The sequence below is a fragment of the Pedobacter polaris genome (genome assembly GCF_005116505.1).
Lineage (GTDB): Bacteria > Bacteroidota > Bacteroidia > Sphingobacteriales > Sphingobacteriaceae > Pedobacter > Pedobacter polaris.
This window is the reverse complement of record NZ_SWBR01000002.1, coordinates 933,284-954,656: the sequence shown is the minus strand read 5'-3', so window position 1 is coordinate 954,656 and position 21,373 is coordinate 933,284. Positions and strand designations below refer to the sequence as shown.

General features: G+C 40.1%; 13 protein-coding genes. 8 read left to right on the top strand and 5 right to left on the bottom strand.

The features are described from left to right. Window positions 1–19: 19 nt before the first annotated feature. Together FA048_RS10205 and FA048_RS10200 are read left to right on the top strand one after the other, a co-directional pair. On the top strand, window positions 20–1,033 hold the full coding sequence (locus FA048_RS10205) for a PorP/SprF family type IX secretion system membrane protein (RefSeq protein ID WP_136840488.1): 1,014 nt from the start codon (window positions 20–22) through the stop codon (window positions 1,031–1,033). Window positions 1,034–1,053: 20 nt separating this feature from the next. Continuing rightward, window positions 1,054–3,000 (top strand): OmpA family protein, encoded by a 1,947-nt coding sequence (locus tag FA048_RS10200; protein ID WP_136840486.1) that lies wholly within the window; start codon window positions 1,054–1,056, stop codon window positions 2,998–3,000. 315 nt (window positions 3,001–3,315) lie between these two features. On the opposite strand, the gene FA048_RS19715 is transcribed toward FA048_RS10200, so the two are convergent. The 4 genes from FA048_RS19715 to FA048_RS10180 all read right to left on the bottom strand — a co-directional run bounded on the left by FA048_RS19715 (window position 3,316) and on the right by FA048_RS10180 (window position 9,958). After that, on the bottom strand, window positions 3,316–3,807 hold the full coding sequence (locus FA048_RS19715; protein ID WP_169306851.1) for a helix-turn-helix domain-containing protein: 492 nt from the start codon (window positions 3,805–3,807) through the stop codon (window positions 3,316–3,318). A gap of 654 nt (window positions 3,808–4,461) precedes the next feature. Further along, entirely contained in the window at window positions 4,462–5,517 is a 1,056-nt protein-coding gene (locus tag FA048_RS10190; RefSeq protein ID WP_136840482.1) for a helix-turn-helix domain-containing protein, read from the bottom strand. Window positions 5,518–5,688: 171 nt separating this feature from the next. Further along, window positions 5,689–7,725: a tetratricopeptide repeat-containing sensor histidine kinase gene (locus tag FA048_RS10185; RefSeq protein WP_136840480.1), complete on the bottom strand. Its 2,037-nt coding sequence runs from the start codon at window positions 7,723–7,725 to the stop codon at window positions 5,689–5,691. A gap of 478 nt (window positions 7,726–8,203) precedes the next feature. Continuing rightward, window positions 8,204–9,958 (bottom strand): ArnT family glycosyltransferase, encoded by a 1,755-nt coding sequence (locus FA048_RS10180; RefSeq protein ID WP_205943468.1) that lies wholly within the window; start codon window positions 9,956–9,958, stop codon window positions 8,204–8,206. A 605-nt stretch (window positions 9,959–10,563) separates the two neighbouring features. Here FA048_RS10180 and FA048_RS10175 point away from each other — a divergent pair. From FA048_RS10175 to FA048_RS10150, 6 genes are all read left to right on the top strand, one after another. Then, complete coding sequence (locus FA048_RS10175; protein ID WP_136840476.1) at window positions 10,564–11,910, top strand: serine/threonine-protein kinase; 1,347 nt, start codon at window positions 10,564–10,566, stop codon at window positions 11,908–11,910. A 46-nt stretch (window positions 11,911–11,956) separates the two neighbouring features. After that, on the top strand, window positions 11,957–12,907 hold the full coding sequence (locus FA048_RS10170) for a hypothetical protein (protein ID WP_136840474.1): 951 nt from the start codon (window positions 11,957–11,959) through the stop codon (window positions 12,905–12,907). A gap of 94 nt (window positions 12,908–13,001) precedes the next feature. Continuing rightward, window positions 13,002–14,444 carry a PP2C family protein-serine/threonine phosphatase gene (locus tag FA048_RS10165; protein WP_136840472.1) on the top strand — a complete coding sequence of 481 codons (1,443 nt, stop codon included), beginning with the start codon at window positions 13,002–13,004 and terminating at the stop codon, window positions 14,442–14,444. Continuing rightward, on the top strand, window positions 14,431–18,528 hold the full coding sequence (locus FA048_RS10160; RefSeq protein ID WP_136840470.1) for an FtsW/RodA/SpoVE family cell cycle protein: 4,098 nt from the start codon (window positions 14,431–14,433) through the stop codon (window positions 18,526–18,528). Before FA048_RS10165 ends, FA048_RS10160 begins: the two co-directional genes overlap by 14 nt. Before the next feature lie 5 nt (window positions 18,529–18,533). Beyond that, complete coding sequence (locus FA048_RS10155) at window positions 18,534–19,334, top strand: FHA domain-containing protein (RefSeq protein ID WP_225872527.1); 801 nt, start codon at window positions 18,534–18,536, stop codon at window positions 19,332–19,334. After that, a complete protein-coding gene (locus tag FA048_RS10150; RefSeq protein WP_136840468.1) occupies window positions 19,327–20,712 on the top strand; it encodes a serine/threonine protein kinase in 1,386 nt (461 codons plus the stop codon). The genes FA048_RS10155 and FA048_RS10150 overlap by 8 nt, the downstream gene beginning before the upstream one ends. Before the next feature lie 189 nt (window positions 20,713–20,901). On the opposite strand, the gene FA048_RS10145 is transcribed toward FA048_RS10150, so the two are convergent. Continuing rightward, on the bottom strand, window positions 20,902–21,279 hold the full coding sequence (locus tag FA048_RS10145; protein WP_169306850.1) for a response regulator transcription factor: 378 nt from the start codon (window positions 21,277–21,279) through the stop codon (window positions 20,902–20,904). Between the last annotated feature and the right edge of the window lie 94 nt (window positions 21,280–21,373).

The window sequence follows — 21,373 nt, the reverse complement described above, 5'->3', positions numbered from 1 at the left end:
TATTTCAATAGTAGAAAACATGAAAAAGCATTATATCAAACGAACAATCATCGGTCTAGGTCTTATCCTCGCAGGGATAAGTCCTGCAGGTGCACAGCAGAACATTCAGTTTACGCAGTACATTTTTAATTCGATGAGCGTAAACCCTGCATATGCAGGATATAAGGAAGAATGGTTCGGTCAAGTTGCTCTTCGCACGCAGTGGACAGGCTTAGAAGGTGCTCCTAAAACTGGGCAACTGTCATTCGATGGCATTGTTGATCCGGTGAGCAAAAGAATGGGAGTGGGTTTGCAGGTTACTGCCGATAAACTAGGCCCCCAATCGGCTACATCGGCCTATGCTAACTTTGCCTATCGCCTTAGGCTAAATGCAGAAGATACCCAACGCTTAAGCTTTGGGATTGCAGTTGGGGTAACCAACTATGGTCTCGACGGAACGCAACTGAACCCAGTAGATCAGAGCGATCAGAACCTTCCTAGCGGACAATTAAGCAATTACATTCCAGATGCCCGCTTTGGTGTATATTACTACAGTGAAAAATTCTATGTGGGAGCTTCTGTAATGGATCTTTTTTCTGGAGATAGCGATAACGGGATCTTTAGATGGGATGCAGGAAGCTCAGGAAATTTAAAGCGCAAACGCCATGTGTATGCTATCGCAGGTATGGTGACAGATCTTTCAGATGGAATAAAGCTTAGACCAAGCATATTGCTCAAGGAAGATTTTAAAGGTCCAACAAGTTTGGATCTGAGTGGCATGTTCATTTTTAATGAGCGATTTTGGTTAGGCGCCTCTTATCGAACAGGGCTAAAAATTTGGAACAAAGATTATAGCAACGGTATGGATCTTACCAATACCAACTCGGTATCTGGCGTTGCGCAGTTTCATGTAAACAGTAACCTAAGGATTGGGTATTCTTACGATTATATGCTGAACAAGTTGGGCTCAACCCAATCTGGCTCACATGAAATTACTTTAGGCATGACCTTTCCAAGAAGCTTTAGCCGTTTGTTAAGTCCAAGATTTTTCTAAGAGGTTTATCCCATAAAATTATGAAGAAATATATTATCATCGTATTAATTGCACTCACTAGTCTGAATTCAGCATTTGCACAGGCACAATTTAACCTCCGCGACCGTGCACAAAAGTTTTATAACGAATATAAATATTACCAGGCAGCAGCACTTTTCCAAAAGTTGGTTGATGTTAAAAATCCTAAGCTCGAAGATTTAGAAGGCTTGGCAGATTGCTATGTAAAATTAAAAGATTATGAAGCAGCAGAAAACTGGTATGCAAGAGTAATAGCAACATCAGGCAGCAAGCCAGAAAATTTAATGTTATACGGAGAAACGCTTAAAAATAACTTGAAATATGACGCGGCAAAAAAAGTATTACAACAATATGCAACTACAACAGGTAATAAAGCTGCTGTTGAAGTAGAACTTGCAGGTTGCGATTCGGCACTGCTATGGATTGCAAATCCAACCATACATCAAATTAAAAATGAAAGTCTTATAAATACACCTTTGGCCAACTTCTCTATATTCCCTTACCAAAACGGAGTGTTTTTTACAGGGGAGCCTGCTCCAAACGGTTATAAAGATCTTTACGACCGCACAGGACACCCTTACCTGAGAATTTTTACAGCTGCTAAAGGAGATCAAAATGCTTTGAGCAATCCACGAGTAGACTCGATGCTTTATAATAAAGGCGAGTATCACATTGGGCCGGTAAGTACCAATAAATCAGGTTCTGTTTTGTATGTAACCAGAACTACTACTGGTAAAATACTTGAGGTGGTAAAAGCAGGAAAATACAAATATAGTACAGCTAATTTGGAGCTATATCTCTATAAAAATTCAAATGGCAAATGGGTCGAAGCTGCATTTCCCTATAATAATGTAGAAAAATATTCTGTTGGTCATGCTGCATTAAGTAAGGATGAACAGACCTTATATTTCATTTCGGATATGCCGGGTGGTTTAGGCGGAACGGATATCTGGTACTGTGAACTTCAAGCGGATCAAAGCTGGGGCACACCTCAAAATGCTGGTCCAGACATTAATACTGTAAAAGATGAAATGTTTCCTAATGTAGATGAGGATGGAACGCTCTACTTTTCAAGTACCGGATGGCCAGGAATGGGGGGACTTGATATTTTTAGTACAAAAGGTAGCAAACAATCGTGGACTAAACCACAAAACTTAAAGTTTCCATTAAATTCTCCAGGAGATGATTTTGCTTTTCTAACCCTTATCAACAAAGGTAATATTGCTACAGGATACCTTTCATCAAACCGTAAAGGTGGAGCTGGAAACGATGATATCTATAGCTTTACCTATAACTATATTGCTCCAAAGGTTGTGTTGGCTTTGAACGGTAATATTGGCAATAAAAAAACAGGAGAAATTATTCCCGGAGCTACGGTTACCCTATATAACGAAGGCCATCAAGTTGTGGCTCGTCAAAGCAGTACAGGCCAAGGCACTTTTATGTTTGATCTTGAACCAGGTAAAACTTATCAACTGGTAGGTCAGAAAGAGAAATTTTATGCCGACTCTGCTACGATCGTTACAACAGGTATCAACAAATCTCAAGTCCTAAACGCAAAGTTACAGTTAGAGCCGTTGTTTGAAATAGGTAAGACAATAGCAATTCAAAATATTCATTACAACTTTGATAAGGATAACATCAGGCCAGATGCCGCTAAGATTTTAGATGAGCTTGTGCGTACTATGCGAGATAATCCGACCTTGGAGATAGAGCTAGGTTCGCATACCGATAGCCGAGGCATAGATATTTATAACATTGATCTTTCTCAACGTAGGGCCAGATCGGTTGTAAATTATTTGGTAACGCGAGGTATTGCAAGGGAACGGATGACAGCTAAAGGTTATGGAGAAACCCAATTATTAAACAAGTGTAGTAATGGAGTTAGCTGTACAGTAGCGGAACATCAAGCAAACAGAAGAACCGAATTTAAGATAATCAAATATTAGCGTAGTTAATAAGCTGTTGAAAAAACAGCTTATTAACCTAATCTTTTTATAAAGAAGATCTGATTAGTATTATTATGATGGAAGTTAAAAAAACATGGGCTATTGCAGTTATTTTAATTGCATTTATAGCATTAATTTTAATCGTTATTTATTTAATATAATAACCCAAATAAATTTCTAAAACATAACACTAAGTTCGTACCATAAGACAATAAACCCAGTTTCGGCTGGGTTTTCTTTTTACCTATTCCTTAAGGAAACCACTCACGTTCTGCTTAACCTATTTGGTCTAAACGGCAGAAACAATCAAGTATATTAAGTCAATTGACTACGTTGTTGATTTCGATATTCAGAAGGGCTACAGCCTATAATTGCCTTGAATTGACGGTTGAATGATGGTTGGGAGTTAAATCCACTTTTCTCTGCTATGGTCTCAAGACTGGCCTCTTTTGTGCTATCTGTTAGCAATTCGCAGGCGTATGCAACACGGAGATTATTTATGTATTGATGAAAGGTTTGATGTGCTTGTCTGCTCAGCACTTGCGTAAGATGATGATTTGGCATCTTAAGGTGTGTTGCCAAACCACTTAGAGACAAAGAAGGTTTCAGAAACAATTTTTCTTCTAGCATGGTACTCTTTAACTTGTCGTCATAATTATTCAACTGTTCAACGGATAGCGAAGATTTCCAATACTTACCTACAGGGTTCTTTAGCATTTCTTTCGACTTGTCTGGAATTACCGTAATGCTTGGGGAAATTAGTTCTCTTACAACAAAGTGGTAGGTTAAGCATATAAAGATGAGCATACACGAATAGATTAGCATCCTAAGTAGGTTTACTGCTGTTTGATGCTCAAACATGGTGTGGGAGAAGGAAACTGCTAGTAGTACAATACCTAAGAATAAAAGGGCAATCCTCACAAAGGCAAATATCACCACATTATATTTGATCTTATTCTTAAGGAGTTGCCTTTCGAGTGGAAGAGAACTCAAAGTATATCCGATTAAGGATATTGGACCGAAGAGATAAAGTTGTCTGGTAAATATCAATTGCGTACGCTCATCAATGTTGGAAAGACCTAGAACAAGTATCAGAAACCAACCTGCGTAGTACAAAAATGGAATGGAATGGATAAATACCCATTTTATAGATATTCTGCTATCTTTAAGAGAAACCATGCCGAAATAGAACAGTGGGCCATACAATAAGATAAACGGTGCGAGTCGCTCTTTCCATGAACCATGAGAAACAAAAACTTCTATGGTGAAGCTATAAGTGGAATGCAGGCAGATATAACAGATGGCAAATAGGAATACCCACCGAAAATTTCGTGGTAAATGAATCTTCCTACTCAACAGGAAAGTAAGAAGGGCAATGATACTGGTTGCAAATAAAGTAAATGAAATAAGAGCGAAAGATAGAGCCATTAATATTTAGCTTGAGGAATCACAATGGTCAGATTAGGCCGACTTTCTACCTAATTGCAACCTGTATTCGGCTGGAGTTAGGCCAGTTTTGTCCTTGAAATGCTTAAAGAAAGAAGCCTTGGAATTGAACCCACATGAGCTTGCCAAAGATTCGATCTTTAGATTTTCATGATTTTCTTTAATTAAGGCAATGGCATGCATGATTCTGTACTCAGCAATAAAATTATGAAAGTTTTTTTCGAAGTATATATTGAAAAGTCTAGAGAAATCATGTTTGGGAATCATTAATTCTTTAGAAAGTATATCTATGGTGATGTTTGGGTTTAGATATACCTGTGTGTTTTCGAAATAAGAGGTAATACGATGGCTGTAATCATCAGCAAGCTCATCTGTAAGCGCCGAACGAGTATTGTTTTTTTCATTTTCCTCTTCATCTATCTCTTGCAAATGTTTTGTCTTATTGTCTTTATCGCCGAAGAGCCAATAAGAGACAAGCATTAGGTTTGCGAAAATAAGTAGCCCATAGCTTAGATACCGATAATCAAAGCCCATCTCCATGGGTATTATCCTCCAACTAATAAACATCAGAAAAAGTACTAAACTTATAAGAATATAGACAATTGATAACGAAATGATCAGTGCATCTGCATCCCGGATGCCAGTATATTGGGTATTAAGGGTCTTGATAAGTACACGAATGGCATATCCCATTAGGGAGATAGCTAATACACCATAAGAATCTTGATAATAAGCAAAACCTGTATTTTCCCAAGGATTGCTCATATCTGTAGTAAATGATAGGTAAACAAAGAAGATGCCGAAAGTCATGAAGGGTAGTAAGTGAAGTAGACTGCTTCTTCCGATTTTTTCTGCTAGAAGGCTTTTTTGGGAAAGATAAAGAGCTGGTCCTAAGAGTAACCATAGTGGATTCCAAAGGTTAGAAGCTACCATTAAACCCTCTCCATTCCAGTCGATTTTGTAAGCTATGTTGATAAAACTTAAAAAAAGGATTGCAACGGTGTAAAAACGAAAGCTGTCCTTCAGCCCATTAGAGGGATCGGTCCACTTAGGATTATCAAAATTGAGCATAGTATTTCGGATGATAGACAAAAATACTATTTAATTAATAAGCAAAAAATATAATCTAAACTTAATTTTTTACATTAAGTTTTCTTGTTGCTAGATGCGTTGATGTATTATCACCCATCGCAAAATTAGCGCTCAAACTTGTTGTTCACTAGCATAAGAAGTATAAGCTGCTTACTTTGGTAGTTGTACAAAAAATATCGTTCCGCCTTTTGGATTGTTCTCGAACCATATTTTGCCAAAGTGAGCATCAATAATTTGCTTTGAGATGGAGAGGCCTAACCCATATGGCTTTTCGCCAGCAGTTCCTGGACGTTTAGTTTCTGTGAAAACATCATATATTTTTTCGCTATATACCTCAGGTATACCAATTCCATTATCTTCTACACTAACAATAATGTATCGAGGTAATTCCTTTATGCCCACTGTTATTTTTTTACTTGGTGGACTGAACTTGATTGCATTTACAATGATGTTATTGAATACTCGCCATAGCTTCTCCTTATTTGCATGGATGATGATTTCATGGGCGGTAGTTAAGGTAAGTGTCTGTCCTTTTTCATTCGCTTTGAATTTTAACATTGAAACGCATTGTTGCAATACTAACTGGATATTGATATTCTCCCTTCTTATTTTAACTCTACCAGTTACAAATAACGATGAATCAAGGATTTCATTAATCATTGCAAGTGCATTATCTGCAGATTCCTTAATCACAACGATAGATACTTTTTGCTTTTTTGGTATTTTTTCTTCTTCTGCAAGTAAAGCAGAAATACTCAAAATTCCATTTAATGGATTTTTAAGATCGTGTGTCATTACCTTCATGATCCTTGCATAATTCTGATTTACAAGCTCTAACTTCTGTAAACTTTCTTGTAACTCTTCATTATTTAACTTGATAATTTGGCTGTTCTTTTTTGATTGTTCAAAGTTTCGTTTTAATAAGAGGGCGATTACTACAACCAAAACCAACAGAAATGACGCGAAAATTAGATAAATGTTCTTTATAGAATCTATTTTCTTAAGGTTTTGCAACGCAAATTCCTGTTCAACACCTGCAAGGTCCTTTTCGATGTTTATGGTAGAAAGTTTATTAGCTTCCTCATCCAATTTTTCTTTCAATGACTGATGGTTCTGTTCTTCCAGATAAGCATTATGAAAATCTCCTAGTTTTGCATAGAGCAGAGCCCTACCTTGGCTCAAGCGAGACTCATAATATCCGTTGTGGATTTTCTTGAGCAATTGTTCTGCTTCTGAAAACCTTTGCTGAGCCAATGGAATGTTATTTTTTTGCGTGTAGAGTATGCCTAACTTGATGAGAGGTGCAATCCGAATACCTTCATCGCCAGCGTAGGGCGTATTGAGGCTTTTCTTAAGTAAAAACTCGGCTTTATCCAGTTGGCCCTTCTTTAAATAAATACTTCCCAAATTGTCGGTAACAGCAGCTATGGCATTATTTAAGCCAGGCATTGCAACCAATTTCGTTGCCTTTGTTGAATCGATGTATGCCAGGTCTCTTTGGTAAAAAGATGCTGCACGATCAATGTCATTCATCAATTCATAGCAATAACCAGTGTTATTCAGAAGGGCTTGTATCTTATAAAACTTATCCTCTGGGTTTCTTTTATCTTTGCAACCAAGCTCAGCATGGTATGTTTTGTTGTAATAGAAAGCGGCCATTGTGAAATTGCGTTGAACATAGTAAACATTTCCAATGCGCTCGTCAATTGCCTTGGTATCACAGATACCTAAATTCTTCAATCCAAAAGCTCTGGCCTGTAGAAAGAGAATAACAGCCTGATTATATTTTCCGGTATTAAACAAACGGTAGCCTTTTGTCATTAGTGCATCAAAGTAAGCCTTCTTGTATGTTTTGATGTCGGATTCATCGGAAAAAAGATTGACCAGGCTGTCTGCATATATTTGTGCCGAATCTGGATTGACCCCTGAGAGAAAATCACTTTTGAGCGTATAAAATCTACTCAGTTTCGGAATGTCTTTGTTGTCTATCTGATTTCTGAGTGAATCAAGCTTTTTGATATGGTAACGTGTTATTGGAACAAATTCGTTAAAGGTCAACAGTTCGTCAATCTTTTTCCCATTGTCATCATCAGTATAGTTATTACAGCTAATTAGGCAGAAAAAAATCACTAAACAAAAAAGTTTTATCGCTAGGTTGTTCAATGGTCTTAATATAATCTTATTCATTATGGGTTATTAGTGACTCTTCAAGAACTACTACACTTCTAATTTGCTTTAGAGCAAGTAAGTACTGTGTTGGTTTTTGATAGTCACGTTAAATAGTTCTACAATATAAATGGTTCTTTCGCGCATAAGGGAGTGTCTCAGTATAATAACCCTTCGTATGAATTTAGAGTGTTATATTTATTCCAGAAATCATACATTTAATTTACTCTTTTTGAGGTTTTGTTTCTATCCTCACATTAGTTCCTATTTCAACTATTGTTTTGCTAAGATAATAAATTATCATTTGCGGAAAAGAGAAATGATCCGCCCGTAACAGATTTTGACAATAAAAAGTCAAAGTGGTAGATTTTGATAAAAATCTGCGTTAGCAATAGTTAAATGATGATTTGTCCCGAGCCTGGAGGATGTACCAGACGGGCGTGGGCCTCGATAAGTTAATTGGTGTTGGTTTGGAAGATTTGGGGTGTTCCCAGACTATCTATTCCAATTTGGATGCTGGTTTTTGGGAGCTTTTAGCCGCCGCCTGCCGATCCGCATAATAATTTCTGTTAGGCCTGCTTTTGCTTTTATGTCGGCTGTACCAGATGCTGAAGCGGTCGTTGTTCCCAAGCAGGTATATGCTCATCCCCTTTACCCTCGAATAAGGGTTTTGGATTTCTCCATATTTCCGTGTACCCTCTGAGAGCATCTGCGGTAGTGGTCTTGCCGAAATATAGATGATTGTGTTCTGATTGATCTTTTGGGGTGCCCACAGGGCAAAACTACTACTGAAGGATACCACTGGAGGCAGCGGGTAGCTGGAGCGGTAATAGTCCATCGCCCCGGCCTCCCCATAATTATCGGCAAAGATGAGTACGTCTCTTTGCTGGGTGCTGGGAAATGATTGGTAGAGTTGGGAGGCCTTGTGCGCCAGTTCGTCCCAGCCAATCATGTCGGCGTAGTTCTGGTTAACGTTGTGGATCTTTTGGTCCTCCCATTTTAACGGGAAGTGTAGGTCCAAATTGGCATACGTCCATTGGAATACCTTAGCAGCCTTTTCGATGGAAAGATAAGGCAGAACGATGACTGCAAGCAGCAGGTTGGGGATGATCAGCAGGGATATCAGTCCTGACCGGAATACTGTACGTTTGCCGATGGCACTTTCTAGTACAACGGCTCCTAGGGCAAAGACTGCCGGAAAGGCGCCGAAGCCGTAGTAGGCCTTTCCGTTGAGCAACAACAGAACGACCATTACAAATATAAAGGCGATACCAAGAAATCGGTAGTGTCTGAGCTTAGGGCTGGTTAGGCAATAATATAATCCGGGCAGCCAGACCAAGATCCCGGTACCATTTACCACTAGCTGTTGGATGAGAAAGTCTGTCCTAGTAAGGTAAACGAGCTGGGTGTGTCCAAGTTCGCGATAGTGGTGCAAAGCAGGAAAACCGTTCTGGAACTGCCAGTAGAGGTGAGGAAGGAAGATAAGCAGTGCGATCAGAGCGCCATTGTAAAGTGCAGGACGCTTGAACACGCTACGCGAGCGGGGATAAATCAAAAATCCAAGTAGCAACCCCAACAAGTAGATGATCAAGGTATACTTAACCAATAGGCCAATTCCTATTACCGCCCCAAGCAGGTACAGGTAGATATCCCTCGGCCGTTGCCACCAGCAGACTAGCAAATAGGCAGCCAGCAGCCAGAATAGCTCATCAAATACTTGCGGGATGAACAGCGCCCCTGTGGCCAGAAAGGCAGAGGAAAGCGCTACCGAAAGGCAGGCGATAGCGGTTGCGAAAAATCCGCCGCCCAGCCTAATGCAGAGCATTCCAGTTAGGTGCACAATGGCTCCTGCGCAAATGGCAGGGATGAGCCTGTAAGCAATAAGGCTTTCGCCAAGTAGCATGCTGCTTAGCTTTCCAATTAGGGCAATAAAGGGTGGGGTTTCGCTGTAGCCCAAGGCCAGCCGCTTACTAAGAGAGATGTACAACAGTTCGTCCTGATGGAAACCATACTGGCCTATTGCCCCAAGGTGCAGCAGCAGCTGTAACAAGGCGATTAGGCTGACCAACAAGACCAGTCTTTGTCTTTGACTTACCCCTTGGCTGAAAATACCGGTTCTTGGTTCGGGAAAAATCTCTATATTTTGGTAGGGTCTTTTGTAGTCCATTGATCGCTTGCAGAATTGTTGATAAGCTGACAACAGCGAAATGGCGTTTGGGTTTAGATTATCTGCTCTTATTTTCCTTTGTGACAAATGCAGGAGATTATTTTTGTTCCTGATGTGCTATAATCATAATTTCAAATCTGCGAAAACAAAATTATATCGGGGTTGTACTACATTGGATGAGTCCAGTGGGCAGGCGAGGCCTGCCAGAACCTAAAGTAGAGATTATGTTAGCTATGGACGGTTGGTAGATGATCTGAAAAAAGGTCATTTTCCCAATGCTTTCTCAGAAGGTGGGTGGAAGATGGAGCTTAAGCACAACCCCAAAGGCGTTGCTGCTAAGGTGGCCATATTTGCCTTGCTGGGATTTGTACTGTATACGGCCCTTAAGAAAAAAAGATAGTACCGAGCTATATTATTGCGTTCGTAGAACATTAAAGCCTTAGGCCTTCTGGCCTTGGGCTTTTTTTATGTCTGTTAAATTGGACTTGTAGAACTTGGCTTTACTTATTAGGTAGCAACGGTTAGTTTAACTATGGGTCGGTTTATAAGTTTTAGGTGAGTACGGAGGTGTTCGGGTCTTTGGAAATGATTTTTTTAAGAGGTGTATGGTAGAAAGTATCATAGTTGATTAATATATTTATATTTATCCATTCTTGGCAACAAAATTGACTTGATATTTGTTAAAGGTAACAATGAGTAAGGTATTCACAATCGCAGAAGGTTTAGAGAACTTGGGCGCAATGCGGACTGGCGGACAAGGTTCGGTATACAAGGGTAGACGCATTGGTGCAATTTATTCAGCTGTAAAACTTATTCCCACACCAATTTATACCGAGGACCTGAACGATAAGAATTATCGAAATTTTAAAAACGAGGTAGAAAAGCTATTGAAGGTTAACGAGCACCCGAGCCCTAATGTGGTAAAGATGCTCAGTTCTGGCATTACCGAAAGTGGGTCTTTTCCATTCATCGAGATGGAGTACATAGATGGTCCGGACCTGTCCGAACTTCTCCAACCACCACATAACAAGATTTTTACCCTAAAAGAACTGATTAAGGTGGCAGAGCAACTGGCATCTGCCCTTGCACATTGCCATAAGGTTGGTGTTAAGCATGGTGATATTAAAAGCAATAATGTAAAATACAACATTCATACCGGCAATTATGTGTTGCTAGATTTTGGATTAGCGATTATGAGTGATGAGCAGCGTCGCAGTAGTATCAGGCATGCTGGTGCAGTTGAGTTTATGGCGCCAGAACAGAACGAAGGTAAAATGCTACCACAAAGCGATGTTTATAGCTATGGTGTGATTTTGTACGAATTACTTGGCGGACAAGTACCTTTCCCCTTATCAGGCAATAGCGATACTGGTCGCAATACAGTAATGATAGGACATTTGGAAAGTGAACTGCCAGATGTAACCGAATTGCGCAAAGCGAACTTACCTACAAACTGGAGCGAGGAACAAAAAGCAAAGGAAATGCAAATTCCAGACTGGCTCTTAAAACTAATCGATAAATGTCTACAGAAAGATCCTGCACATCGGTTTGAAAATGGAATGTCACTACTGGAAGCATTAGTTGCAGGCAGCTTATCAAGCACTACAATACCTGTAAATAATCTTTTCCCAAACGCAATTGAAGAAGAGAACAAAGCACTCCGCCAGCAAATAAGCGAGTTAGAAAATGGGATGCAAGAAACAAAGAAGCCTGGAATATTGCTATCTCCATTCGTATTTGCCTGTTTAATAATTGCAATTATCGGATTGATGGGGCTAGTGGGCTATTCAGAGTATACTAAAAAGGATCATGTTCAGACTGTAGTAAATAATCCAATCGATTCGATAGTGCCTGCAACAGATACCAACGAATATGACGCCGAAAAAGCGAAGCGACAACGTGAAATGATACGAAGAGCAGCAGTTCAGAAAGTAATAGACAGTACCCTTAGGGAGGAAATAAGAAACAGCCAAAAAGAAACTACAGATTCTACCGAAGAGTCAACACCCGATACAACTGTTACCCCACAGGGATTTTAATTACACCGATAAAAAAAATGCCTTAATTGGCACATGCAAATTAAATATGGAAACAAAGTCGAATTTCTGGCAGCGTATTGGCCTTCAGGACTGGTTTTTAACCGATGAAACAAATGGCCTCAACGGTAAAACGCCACAATTGACACCAGAAGCAGTCTACAGCTATATCATCGAAAAATTCAGGGAGTCCATCAGGGAACTTTCGTTTGCCGATCGCGTTGTTTTCTATCACGAATTTATCATCAGCTTTAACGAAGAAGATTACCGCGAGTTTATAGAAAATAAACAAGGTATTTTCGGCCTGATCGTTCAAGAAACGGTTAAAAAATTCTATGAAATCTTAAAGGAATATCGCGTTGGGGGGAAAACGGTAGAGCCTTCAGGTTCGAAATGGGTTTTTAGACTGGTGTCACATCCAGATTATGTAAGGGGTGATAAAGGTTTTATTGGAAAACTATTACCAGACAACAATCAGAAGGCGGAAAACCTTCGAGTAACATTCATTCCGCGTCAAACAGGGATTGCCCAAACATTCGATGTAAACAATGACATTTTAAAAGGTTTCACCTATTATAGTGATGGCTATATGGAAATTCCCTATGAGGCTCAACTCGAATATGTGGAAGGTAATCCTGTCCAGGGTGATCAGACATTGATTGCCCGTTTAGAAACAATCATTCCTGATAAACAGTATGCAGGTAAAAAGATTGAATTTCTAATTAAAACAGAGGATACCATTGTTTCTGGCAGCGATGAAGAACGCCAAGACAGCAATATTTTCAAAATCCCTTCAGATTGGGCTAATTCACCACATCTACATATTCGTTACAACAAGGCTGATGGTAATTTCTATCTGGCTTCATTCGGAGAACTCACTACCTTAAATGAAGTTTTAGTGGCAAGGAGCGAGATAAATTCACCACAATGGATTGCATTACCACTTAATTCTCGATTACTACTTAACGGTATTATTGGCTTAAACCTATTTAAATCATAGCACATGTCGCAACTTTTATCAATTATATTGCTACTCTTGGTTGTTTCATTGTTGATACTACATTTTAAGGACATTAAAAACTCTCGAAATAAAAATGGCTAAACACTTTTTTGGACTTACAGACACCGGCAAAATCAGAGACAACAATGAAGATAGCTTCATTGTGGAGCCTATTGCTAATGGACAATTTATTTTAGCCGCGGCCATAGATGGCGTTGGGGGCTATAATGGTGGCGAGGTTGCTGCTGCAATAGCTAAGGAAGAGATTTCCAAGCAATTTAAAGCACGGCCTGTAGATCCGATTTCCCAGATGATCAATGCCTTTCGCAAGGCCAATGAGGTAATCGTTGCCAAAAAGAATGCAGAAAAAGAACTTTCGGAAATGGCCTGTGTTGCTACCCTAGTGCTGGCAGATATTGAGCACAATCAATTTTATTATGCACATGTAGGTGATACCAGATTATATCTATTGCGTGATGGCTCGCTGATCAAAATCTCGAAAGACCATTCCTTTGTAGGTTTTTTAGAAGATTCGGGAAGACTAAATGAGACCGCCGCCATGCAGCATCCAAAACGTAATGAACTCAATAAAGCCATTGGTTTTAGCGATCAGATTGCGGATGACGAAAGCTACATCGAAACGGGCCAATCACCATTTCTACCTGGCGATTTGCTGTTGCTTTGTAGTGATGGCCTCACCGATATGGTGAACAAGCAGGATATTGTGAGTTTACTTATGCAGGGTGATACACTTGAAAAAAAAGCCGGTAATTTGGTAGCTCTTGCCAACGAAAACGGTGGCCGTGACAATATCACAGTTGTGTTAGTTCAGAACGATAAGACACCGCAACGAGTAGAGCCCACCAAGCCAGGTTTTGTACATCAAGCTCCTGCATCTGCCGATGTAGAATATATAGCAGCAACACCAGTTGATGAACCCATACCAAAGGCTAACAAGTCTCCCAAAAGACATTCCGGATTTATTGCATTGATTATTTTATGTATTGTTCTACTTTGCGCTACGGTGCTGCTTTTTCTTCAAACACAACGCACAGCGAATCACGGATCAGCAATGGTACAGCCCACTCCAAAGTTGGTGCGGAATAGTCAGGAACAGTTGCTGCAAGATGCATTTGATCATGCGGTAGGCGATACCTTGGTGCTCTCTGATTCGATTTTTAAAAGCCCGATTTTAATTAGCGATACGTTGCGTATAAGGAAAGATACTTTATATGTTTTCGCCAATGGGATTGTATTGCAGGCAGACAGCGGATACAGAGGTGCGGCCATAACCATGATGCAGCAATCGAAACTGATGAAGTTGGACAGTTTGCAGTTTCGGGGATTCGGTACCGCTATCGCTGTTTCAAATCAGGCCTTGCTGTTAAAAAATGTTAGATTCATTAACTGTGTACTTCCACTAAAAAACAGCTATAACTTCCCGAACCAACAATTGGTAAACGCTGAGGTACCCATGCTTAATCCATTGAAAAGTGTAACCCTTAAAGCTACAAATTCGAAAAATGGAACAAAATAAGACCGCTGGTAAAGTAAGTCGAATTCGTGAGAGAATATTTATATTGGTTATCGGCCTGGTACTGGCGCTGTTTTTTTATCAATTATACACGGTAGTTCAACCAAGATTTGCCGAAGTAGCGCCACGTTTAAAAGCTGGCACTATGGTAAACCTAAATGCAGGAAAACCTGCAGAAAATATTAGGAATCTTTTAAAAAAAGGATATTATTTTGAAGATCAACGGGACATAGATCTTATTGAAGCAACCGTAGCAGGTGCAACGCAGAATATCAGCCAACTAGACAACATTGGCGAGGTTAACAAACGCCGATACTTTTTGTTGGCAGATGAAGCCTTTGAAAAAGGGGGTAAATCATTCAAGGCAAGGGTAATGGCTTCTCGGGCTTTGCTTGGTTACACTGGTGATGATTCGTTAACATTTGCCCAAGAAAGAAATAATCCCCGTCAATATCCGGCCGAGGTAGACCTCGGTCTTGGTAAACACAATATTAGCGGAAAGATTATAGAAAATGAACTGCCCGTAGCAGGTGTGCTGATCCGCTTGGAAATGATTTTGCCCCAAGACAGCATTTACAATGATGAGCCGACGGAAGCCACTAAAAACATAACAGAAAATTCGGATGGCTTTACAAAGGTTTTTACCTTAGATAGTGCCGGCAAACGCAGATTACAACAACTTACTGCTTATACACGAACCAATGCAGCAGGTCATTTCAGCTTCGGTCACCTGCCAGACAATAAGTCATTCAAAGTATTGCCGTTAAAGCCAGGTTTTCAATTTGGTGCTTCTAAGGGCGTGCAAAGCCTTGGTGATGATACTGATTTCACTTTTGAGCAGCGCCCACATACCATTAGACTTTTTTCTGCTAGGGATTTCAGTATCCTTAAAAAAGAAAAATCACTAATTATTAGAACACCTGAAGAATTTAATAAATGGTTTTTCATCATCTGCGGAAGCTTGATTGTAGGTTTTTTTGTTGTCCACTTGGTATTGTCTTGGAGATTCAGCACTGCAGACCAGGTCATCCTTCCATTGGTGATGCTACTTACTGGCATTTCTTTTTTAACGCTGTTGAGCTTGCAAGATCCACTACGTGATCGCTTTCTGGCAAAGGATTCATTACTGTATCTACTGATGGGTTTTGGTGGTATACTGCTAATGTTATGCGTTAAATGGCGAAGATTTAATACCGATACTTGGGCTTATCGTCTACTTGTGTTCAAAAATATTCGCTCAGCTGCAAACGGGTGGCCTTGGGCTTTGCTAGCCATTGGGTTGCTTGCACTAACAGTTTTGTTTGGAACCGGGCCAGAGGGCAGTGGGGTAAAGGTAAATCTGTTTGGTTTTCAGCCCAGTGAAGTGGTAAAGTACCTTGTCATTTTCTTTCTTGCGGGATTTTTCGCGGTAAATGAAAAGTTGATCAGTGAATATACCAGTTGGAACAAAAGGTGGTCGTTTTTCTCATTTGCTGTAATAGCGATATTGTTAACACTCATGCTCTTCCTGATATTGGGAGATCTTGGTCCGGCAATGGTAGTTTGTTTCACTTTTATTATTTTATTTTCATTTTCTCGGGGAGATTTTATGTTCATGGCAGGGGCTGTGGTGTTATATGTTGTAGCCTCATGGATTTTTGATAACATTTGGATATCTACTGGAGTTACATTGCTTATGGTTGGAGCACTGATGTTTTTTCAACGCAAACAACTTAGTGAATCCACTATAATGGTGCTGGTTATCATGTCGGCCTTTTTAACGATTGATCAAATTCCCTACCTAGATCGAATTTTTCCAGGGCCGGTACAGCGCTTGGGCGATCGAAAAGCCATTTGGCAAGATGCCTGGAACAATGAAGTGTATGGCGGCGACCAAGTAGCCAATGGTTTATGGGCCATGTCTACTGGTGGTGCAACCGGCCAAGGTGTTGGTGAAGGTTTTGCCAAAACCATTCCTGAAGCACATACAGATATGATTTTACCTTCAATAGGTGAGGAATTTGGATTAACAGGAATGCTGTGCATTTTCTTGCTGTTTCTGTTATATCTGCACCGGTCAATCATTATCGGCAGACGAACGGGCTCGCCATTTCTTTTTTATCTGAGCGCAGGAATAGGGGCGTCTACCTTTGTTCAGTTTTTGCTCATTGCTGGTGGCTCTACTGGCGCCCTACCTTTATCGGGTGTGTCCCTACCTTTTCAAAGTTACGGTGGATCATCACTTGTCCTCAATTTTTTGGCTGCCGGATTTTTGATGTCGGTATCTATGGTTCGTGGCATCCAGGTGCAGATGGAGTACATTGCTAAACAGCAAGACAAAAATCTTGTGCCAGCTTTAATGGCCGCTTGTTTGGGTATTATATTATTGGGCGCTAATGTAGCGAGTTATGTGCTGAATAATCAAAAATGGGTAGTGCAACCAGCGTTGGTTGCCGATCGGAGTGGTGCACGAATGTTTAGCTACAATCCACGCATCGCCATATTGATGAACAGATTAAAGGCAGGTACATTACATGACCGGAAAGGAATTTTATTGGCAACTAGTAACGTAGATACTGTTAAAAATCAACGATTTAAGTTAATTGGGGTAGGAGTAGCCAATTACAATCTGGATTCTGCGGTCCATCAACGCTTAGATAGGTATTACCCTTTTGAAGAGCAATTGTTTTTTTGGACGGGTGATGCAAATTCGGGCGTATTTAATGGTAGTGTGAACGGCTATTTTGCAGATTATGAACATGCAGCCGAACTCCGTGGTTTTAAACTACCAACCAAGAGTTTTACCGTACTTGCCAATAAGTATAGAGAAAACCGTTTCCTGGCAAGGGGAGTTAAGGAAATGACAGTAGTGAAAAAAGACTATGCAGCGCTTGCTCCATTGCTCCTTGCTGGTATTAGTAGCAAAGAAGTAGAAGCATTTAAAAATAAGAATAGGGATGTACAATTAACGATAGATGCGGGTCTGCAGACTAAAATACAAAAATCAATTGCAAAAGATACCTCGCTAATGGATAACCGTGTTTCTGTTGTTATTATGGAAGCAAGTACTGGCGATGTGCTTACTTCTGCGGTATACCCATTGCCTCCTATCCATGATTGGGAGCGTTTAACCATGACCAGTGCAGAACAGAACCAGCTTTCCTCATGGCAAACCACCTCGGATTTAGGTTTTACCCATTTTACACAGCCCGGGTCTACTGCTAAACTTATTACCGCCATGGCATCTTTTAACAAGTTGGGATTGGCAGCAGAAAATAAAAAATATCCGGTAGCATCTTGGGAGCGTATCCGTACCAAAGGCATTGAGCCTGATGAAACCGGATTGATCAATTTAGAACGAGCAGTAGTAAAATCTAATAATGTCTATTTTATTAAACTGGCCAACCAAGAACAGCTACAAGAACAAATGGGCGATCTGTATCTAAAAACAGGCATGTTTTTGCATGGGGCTGGAGGATACTATTATAATAAACCAAGTGAAAATGGTATTCAGGAAGAGAAATGGAGACAGCTGTGGCGCAGAACCGAATTTAATACCAAACCGAAATATAATCCCAATAACATCCGCAAAACTAGGGCAAAAGGAATATCGGGCATGTCTTGGGGGCAGGGAGAGTTGATTGCAACCCCAGCCGCTGTGGCAAGGATGGCTGCAGGAATTGCAAACAATGGTAATATGATTGCCAATAGGTACGTACTTAAAGTAAGTGATCAATTGCAGGAAGTAAAAAAAGGCACAACATTGGTAAATGACCCTGCATACGCACAGTTAATGAAAGGTTACATGATTAAACAAAGTGAGCTAAAAACAGGGACTCTTGGCGTAGCAGTAGCCGGCAAAACAGGTACACCCGAGCGAATTTGGAAAAAAGCACAGATCAATGATGGATGGTATGTGTTTTTTGCACCCACCGCAAGCGGAAAAGGTAACATTGTAGTATGTGTACGTATCGAGGCAACGAAAGGCTCTTCTGATGCAGTTAAATTAGCTGGTAAACATGTAATTCCGTTTTTAAAAGAAGGTGGTTATATTAAAAGTATTGTACCATCAGATGCAATTGATAACACTATTAGATTGTCTAACTAAAAGAAATGAAAATGATATTCGACTTATTTAAAGGTAGAACAGACGAGCGTCCAGATGATGTGAAAGGAATTAGGCACGCATTACTGCAGTTTATTAAGCAAACACTACAAAAGGCAGAAGGTGGTGAAGGAGCAAATATTAAAGGTTTGAGTATTTATATAAACTGTACAGCTGCAGAGCGACAAGTATATGAAGCTGCTGTTTATACTGATAATCCTGATCTGCTAAAATCCGAAATACAGCGCATCAGCGATGACTATTCCCTTGATCTGCCTGGCAACTGGACACTTGCACTTACTTTTGAGGAAGCGTTTCCAGATGAAGCAGTAGTAATGCCAAATTTGCCTGCTGCATTGTTCGTTAAAACCGATACCCATTTTGTAAAGCAGCAAGCAACAGCTTATGTGAAGGCACTTAGTGGTACAACGTTAAAACCAAGCTATCTGTTAAATTCAGATGGTGGGAAATACAACATTGGAAGAGATGAAAAGGCGCAATCTGATATGGGATATTTTCGAACAAACCACATTGCGTTTCCATCAGAAAGTAGTGATGAGCGTAACAGATATATTAGCAGAGAACATGCACACATAGAGTGGAATAAAAATTTAGCCAAATTCATGATTTTTGCAGATGAAGGTGGTATACCGCCTAGAAATAAAGTAAAGCTACGGTCTGCATTAACCGAGAAAATAGTAAAGCTGCATGCTACACAAATTGGGCAGGAGTTAGCAGAAGGAGATCAGATTATTTTAGGTGAATCAGTTGTATTGGAGTTCAGTTATCAGCCACAAAGCCATGAGTAAAGTTTTCACTATTACAGAGGGCTTGCAAAATCTTGGTGCACTAAAAACTGGAGGACAGGGTTCGGTTTACAAAGGAATGCGCATGGGACCAATTTACTCAGCTATCAAACTTATTCCTACGCCAATTTACCTAGAAGACGAGAGCGATAAGAACTATCGGAACTTTTTGAATGAAGTAACAAAATTGCAAAAAGTGAATGAAAATCCTAGTCCCAATGTTGTCAAAATCTTAAGCTCTGGAATAACCGAAAGCGGTTCATTTCCTTACATTGAGATGGAATACATTGATGGGCCTGAATTGAATGAACTTTTGCAGCCGCCCCATCAAAAAGTTTTTACGATCAAGGAATTGTTAAAAGTAACTGAACAATTGGCGGCAGCACTTGCTCATTGCCATCAAGTAGGTGTAAAGCATGGCGACATCAAAAGTAATAATGTAAAATACGATGTGAAAACGGCCAATTATGTGCTATTGGACTTTGGCCTTGCCATCATGAGCGAAGAACAGCGCAGAACAAGCATCCGCCATGCAGGAGCGATTGAATTTATGGCGCCAGAACAGCATGAAGGAACAATGTTATTTCAAACTGATATCTACAGTTATGGCATTATTCTATACGAATTGTTAGCAGGACAGGTTCCCTTTCCCTTGGAAGGAAACGGAGATACTAATCGCAATTCGGTGATGATTGGACACCTAGAAAAGGAAGTTCCGGACGCGATGAAACTTCGTAGAAATAACCTGGCAGATACACTTCCAAATGATGTATTAAACAGTGAAATGCAAGTGCCGCAATGGTTGCTTCAATTTATTGGGCGTTGTATACAAAAGAAACCTCAAGATCGGTTTGCCGATGGAATGGAGCTATATAAAGCACTTACAAATGGCCTGTTGTTAGACTCTCCATCAGATTTTGGGAACCAGCAAAATGCATCGCCTGGCATAGAACTAAAATATGCTGCAACTACTAAAAAGACCCAAGATAAAAACGAGGCCCTTGAGAAAGAACTTGCATTGCTGAGACCACTAGCCTTGAAAGCAGGAATAAAATACAATGAGGAAAGTGGAACATACCACCAAGGTGATTATATCAGTGCACCAAGGAAAGCCTTTGTAGGATTAGCATGCGGATGTATACTACTTATTGCTTTTTTAGGTTTTAGCTTGACCATAAATAGTGAGGTTTTTGTGCCGGTTACTGTTGGCCATTACGAACCTCCATTTGTCACTCTTGGAAAGCAGTATCATCAGCAACTGTTGGATGCGCAAGAGGAAAGGCTGGTACAGGAGAGGATTCGGGCAGAGAATTTCAGGGCTGAGGTGCAAAAGCAGTCAGGAAAGAAGAAAAAGCGAAAAAAATTTCTAGGGATATTTTAAGGGCGTCCACATATGTTCCATGGCATTTTGGTATTTCACACTGGAGCCTGTAAAGCCAAGGACGCTTTGCTATCCGATGCGATCAAGTACCCACTGAACTTCACCGATATCTATCGCATGAGAAAACCTTCATGATAGATGAAGGTTTCGGTTCGCGACCTTGGATCATTGAAGTTTATTTCAGTAAATTTAATTAACGAATTTTTCAACGCTAGAGATAAACTCGTGGATGTCAAAGGGTTTTGGCATATATGCTTCGGCCTGGCATCCTTTTGCGAGTATATGCAATTCGCTATGTGCCGATAGTAGGATGATGGGGATTTGGGCAGTTTCTGGGTCGGCTTTAAGATCGTGGCAGATATCAATTCCATTTCCATCTGGTAATATCATATCCATGATAATGATGGCAGGATGCTGTGTGCGAATGCTTTGCTTGAAACTTGTTGCATTGGCGTAGGCTTTAACTTCAAAAGACTCTTCTTCGAGCACGTAGGTAAAGAGTTTGCGTAGTGCATCATCATCTTCTAAAACAAAAGCGCATTTTTTAGGTTCAGTGATATCTTCCATAGTATAAGGTAACCTTCCTAACATGGTATTGTTTCAATTTTTCTACTCCAATTTGATCTATTTGCTTTGATTTAAATGCCTTGAGCATCGCTAA

Bases quoted from the DNA above. Each gene is read 5' to 3' on its own strand.
- FA048_RS10205 (WP_136840488.1), top strand. From the start codon at position 20: ATGAAAAAGCATTATATCAAACGAACAATCATCGGTCTAGGTCTTATC.
- FA048_RS10200 (WP_136840486.1), top strand. From the start codon at position 1,054: ATGAAGAAATATATTATCATCGTATTAATTGCACTCACTAGTCTGAAT.
- FA048_RS19715 (WP_169306851.1), bottom strand. From the start codon at position 3,807: ATGCTCATCTTTATATGCTTAACCTACCACTTTGTTGTAAGAGAACTA.
- FA048_RS10190 (WP_136840482.1), bottom strand. From the start codon at position 5,517: ATGCTCAATTTTGATAATCCTAAGTGGACCGATCCCTCTAATGGGCTG.
- FA048_RS10185 (WP_136840480.1), bottom strand. From the start codon at position 7,725: ATGAATAAGATTATATTAAGACCATTGAACAACCTAGCGATAAAACTT.
- FA048_RS10175 (WP_136840476.1), top strand. From the start codon at position 10,564: ATGAGTAAGGTATTCACAATCGCAGAAGGTTTAGAGAACTTGGGCGCA.
- FA048_RS10170 (WP_136840474.1), top strand. From the start codon at position 11,957: ATGGAAACAAAGTCGAATTTCTGGCAGCGTATTGGCCTTCAGGACTGG.
- FA048_RS10165 (WP_136840472.1), top strand. From the start codon at position 13,002: ATGGCTAAACACTTTTTTGGACTTACAGACACCGGCAAAATCAGAGAC.
- FA048_RS10160 (WP_136840470.1), top strand. From the start codon at position 14,431: ATGGAACAAAATAAGACCGCTGGTAAAGTAAGTCGAATTCGTGAGAGA.
- FA048_RS10155 (WP_225872527.1), top strand. From the start codon at position 18,534: ATGAAAATGATATTCGACTTATTTAAAGGTAGAACAGACGAGCGTCCA.
- FA048_RS10150 (WP_136840468.1), top strand. From the start codon at position 19,327: ATGAGTAAAGTTTTCACTATTACAGAGGGCTTGCAAAATCTTGGTGCA.
- FA048_RS10145 (WP_169306850.1), bottom strand. From the start codon at position 21,279: ATGGAAGATATCACTGAACCTAAAAAATGCGCTTTTGTTTTAGAAGAT.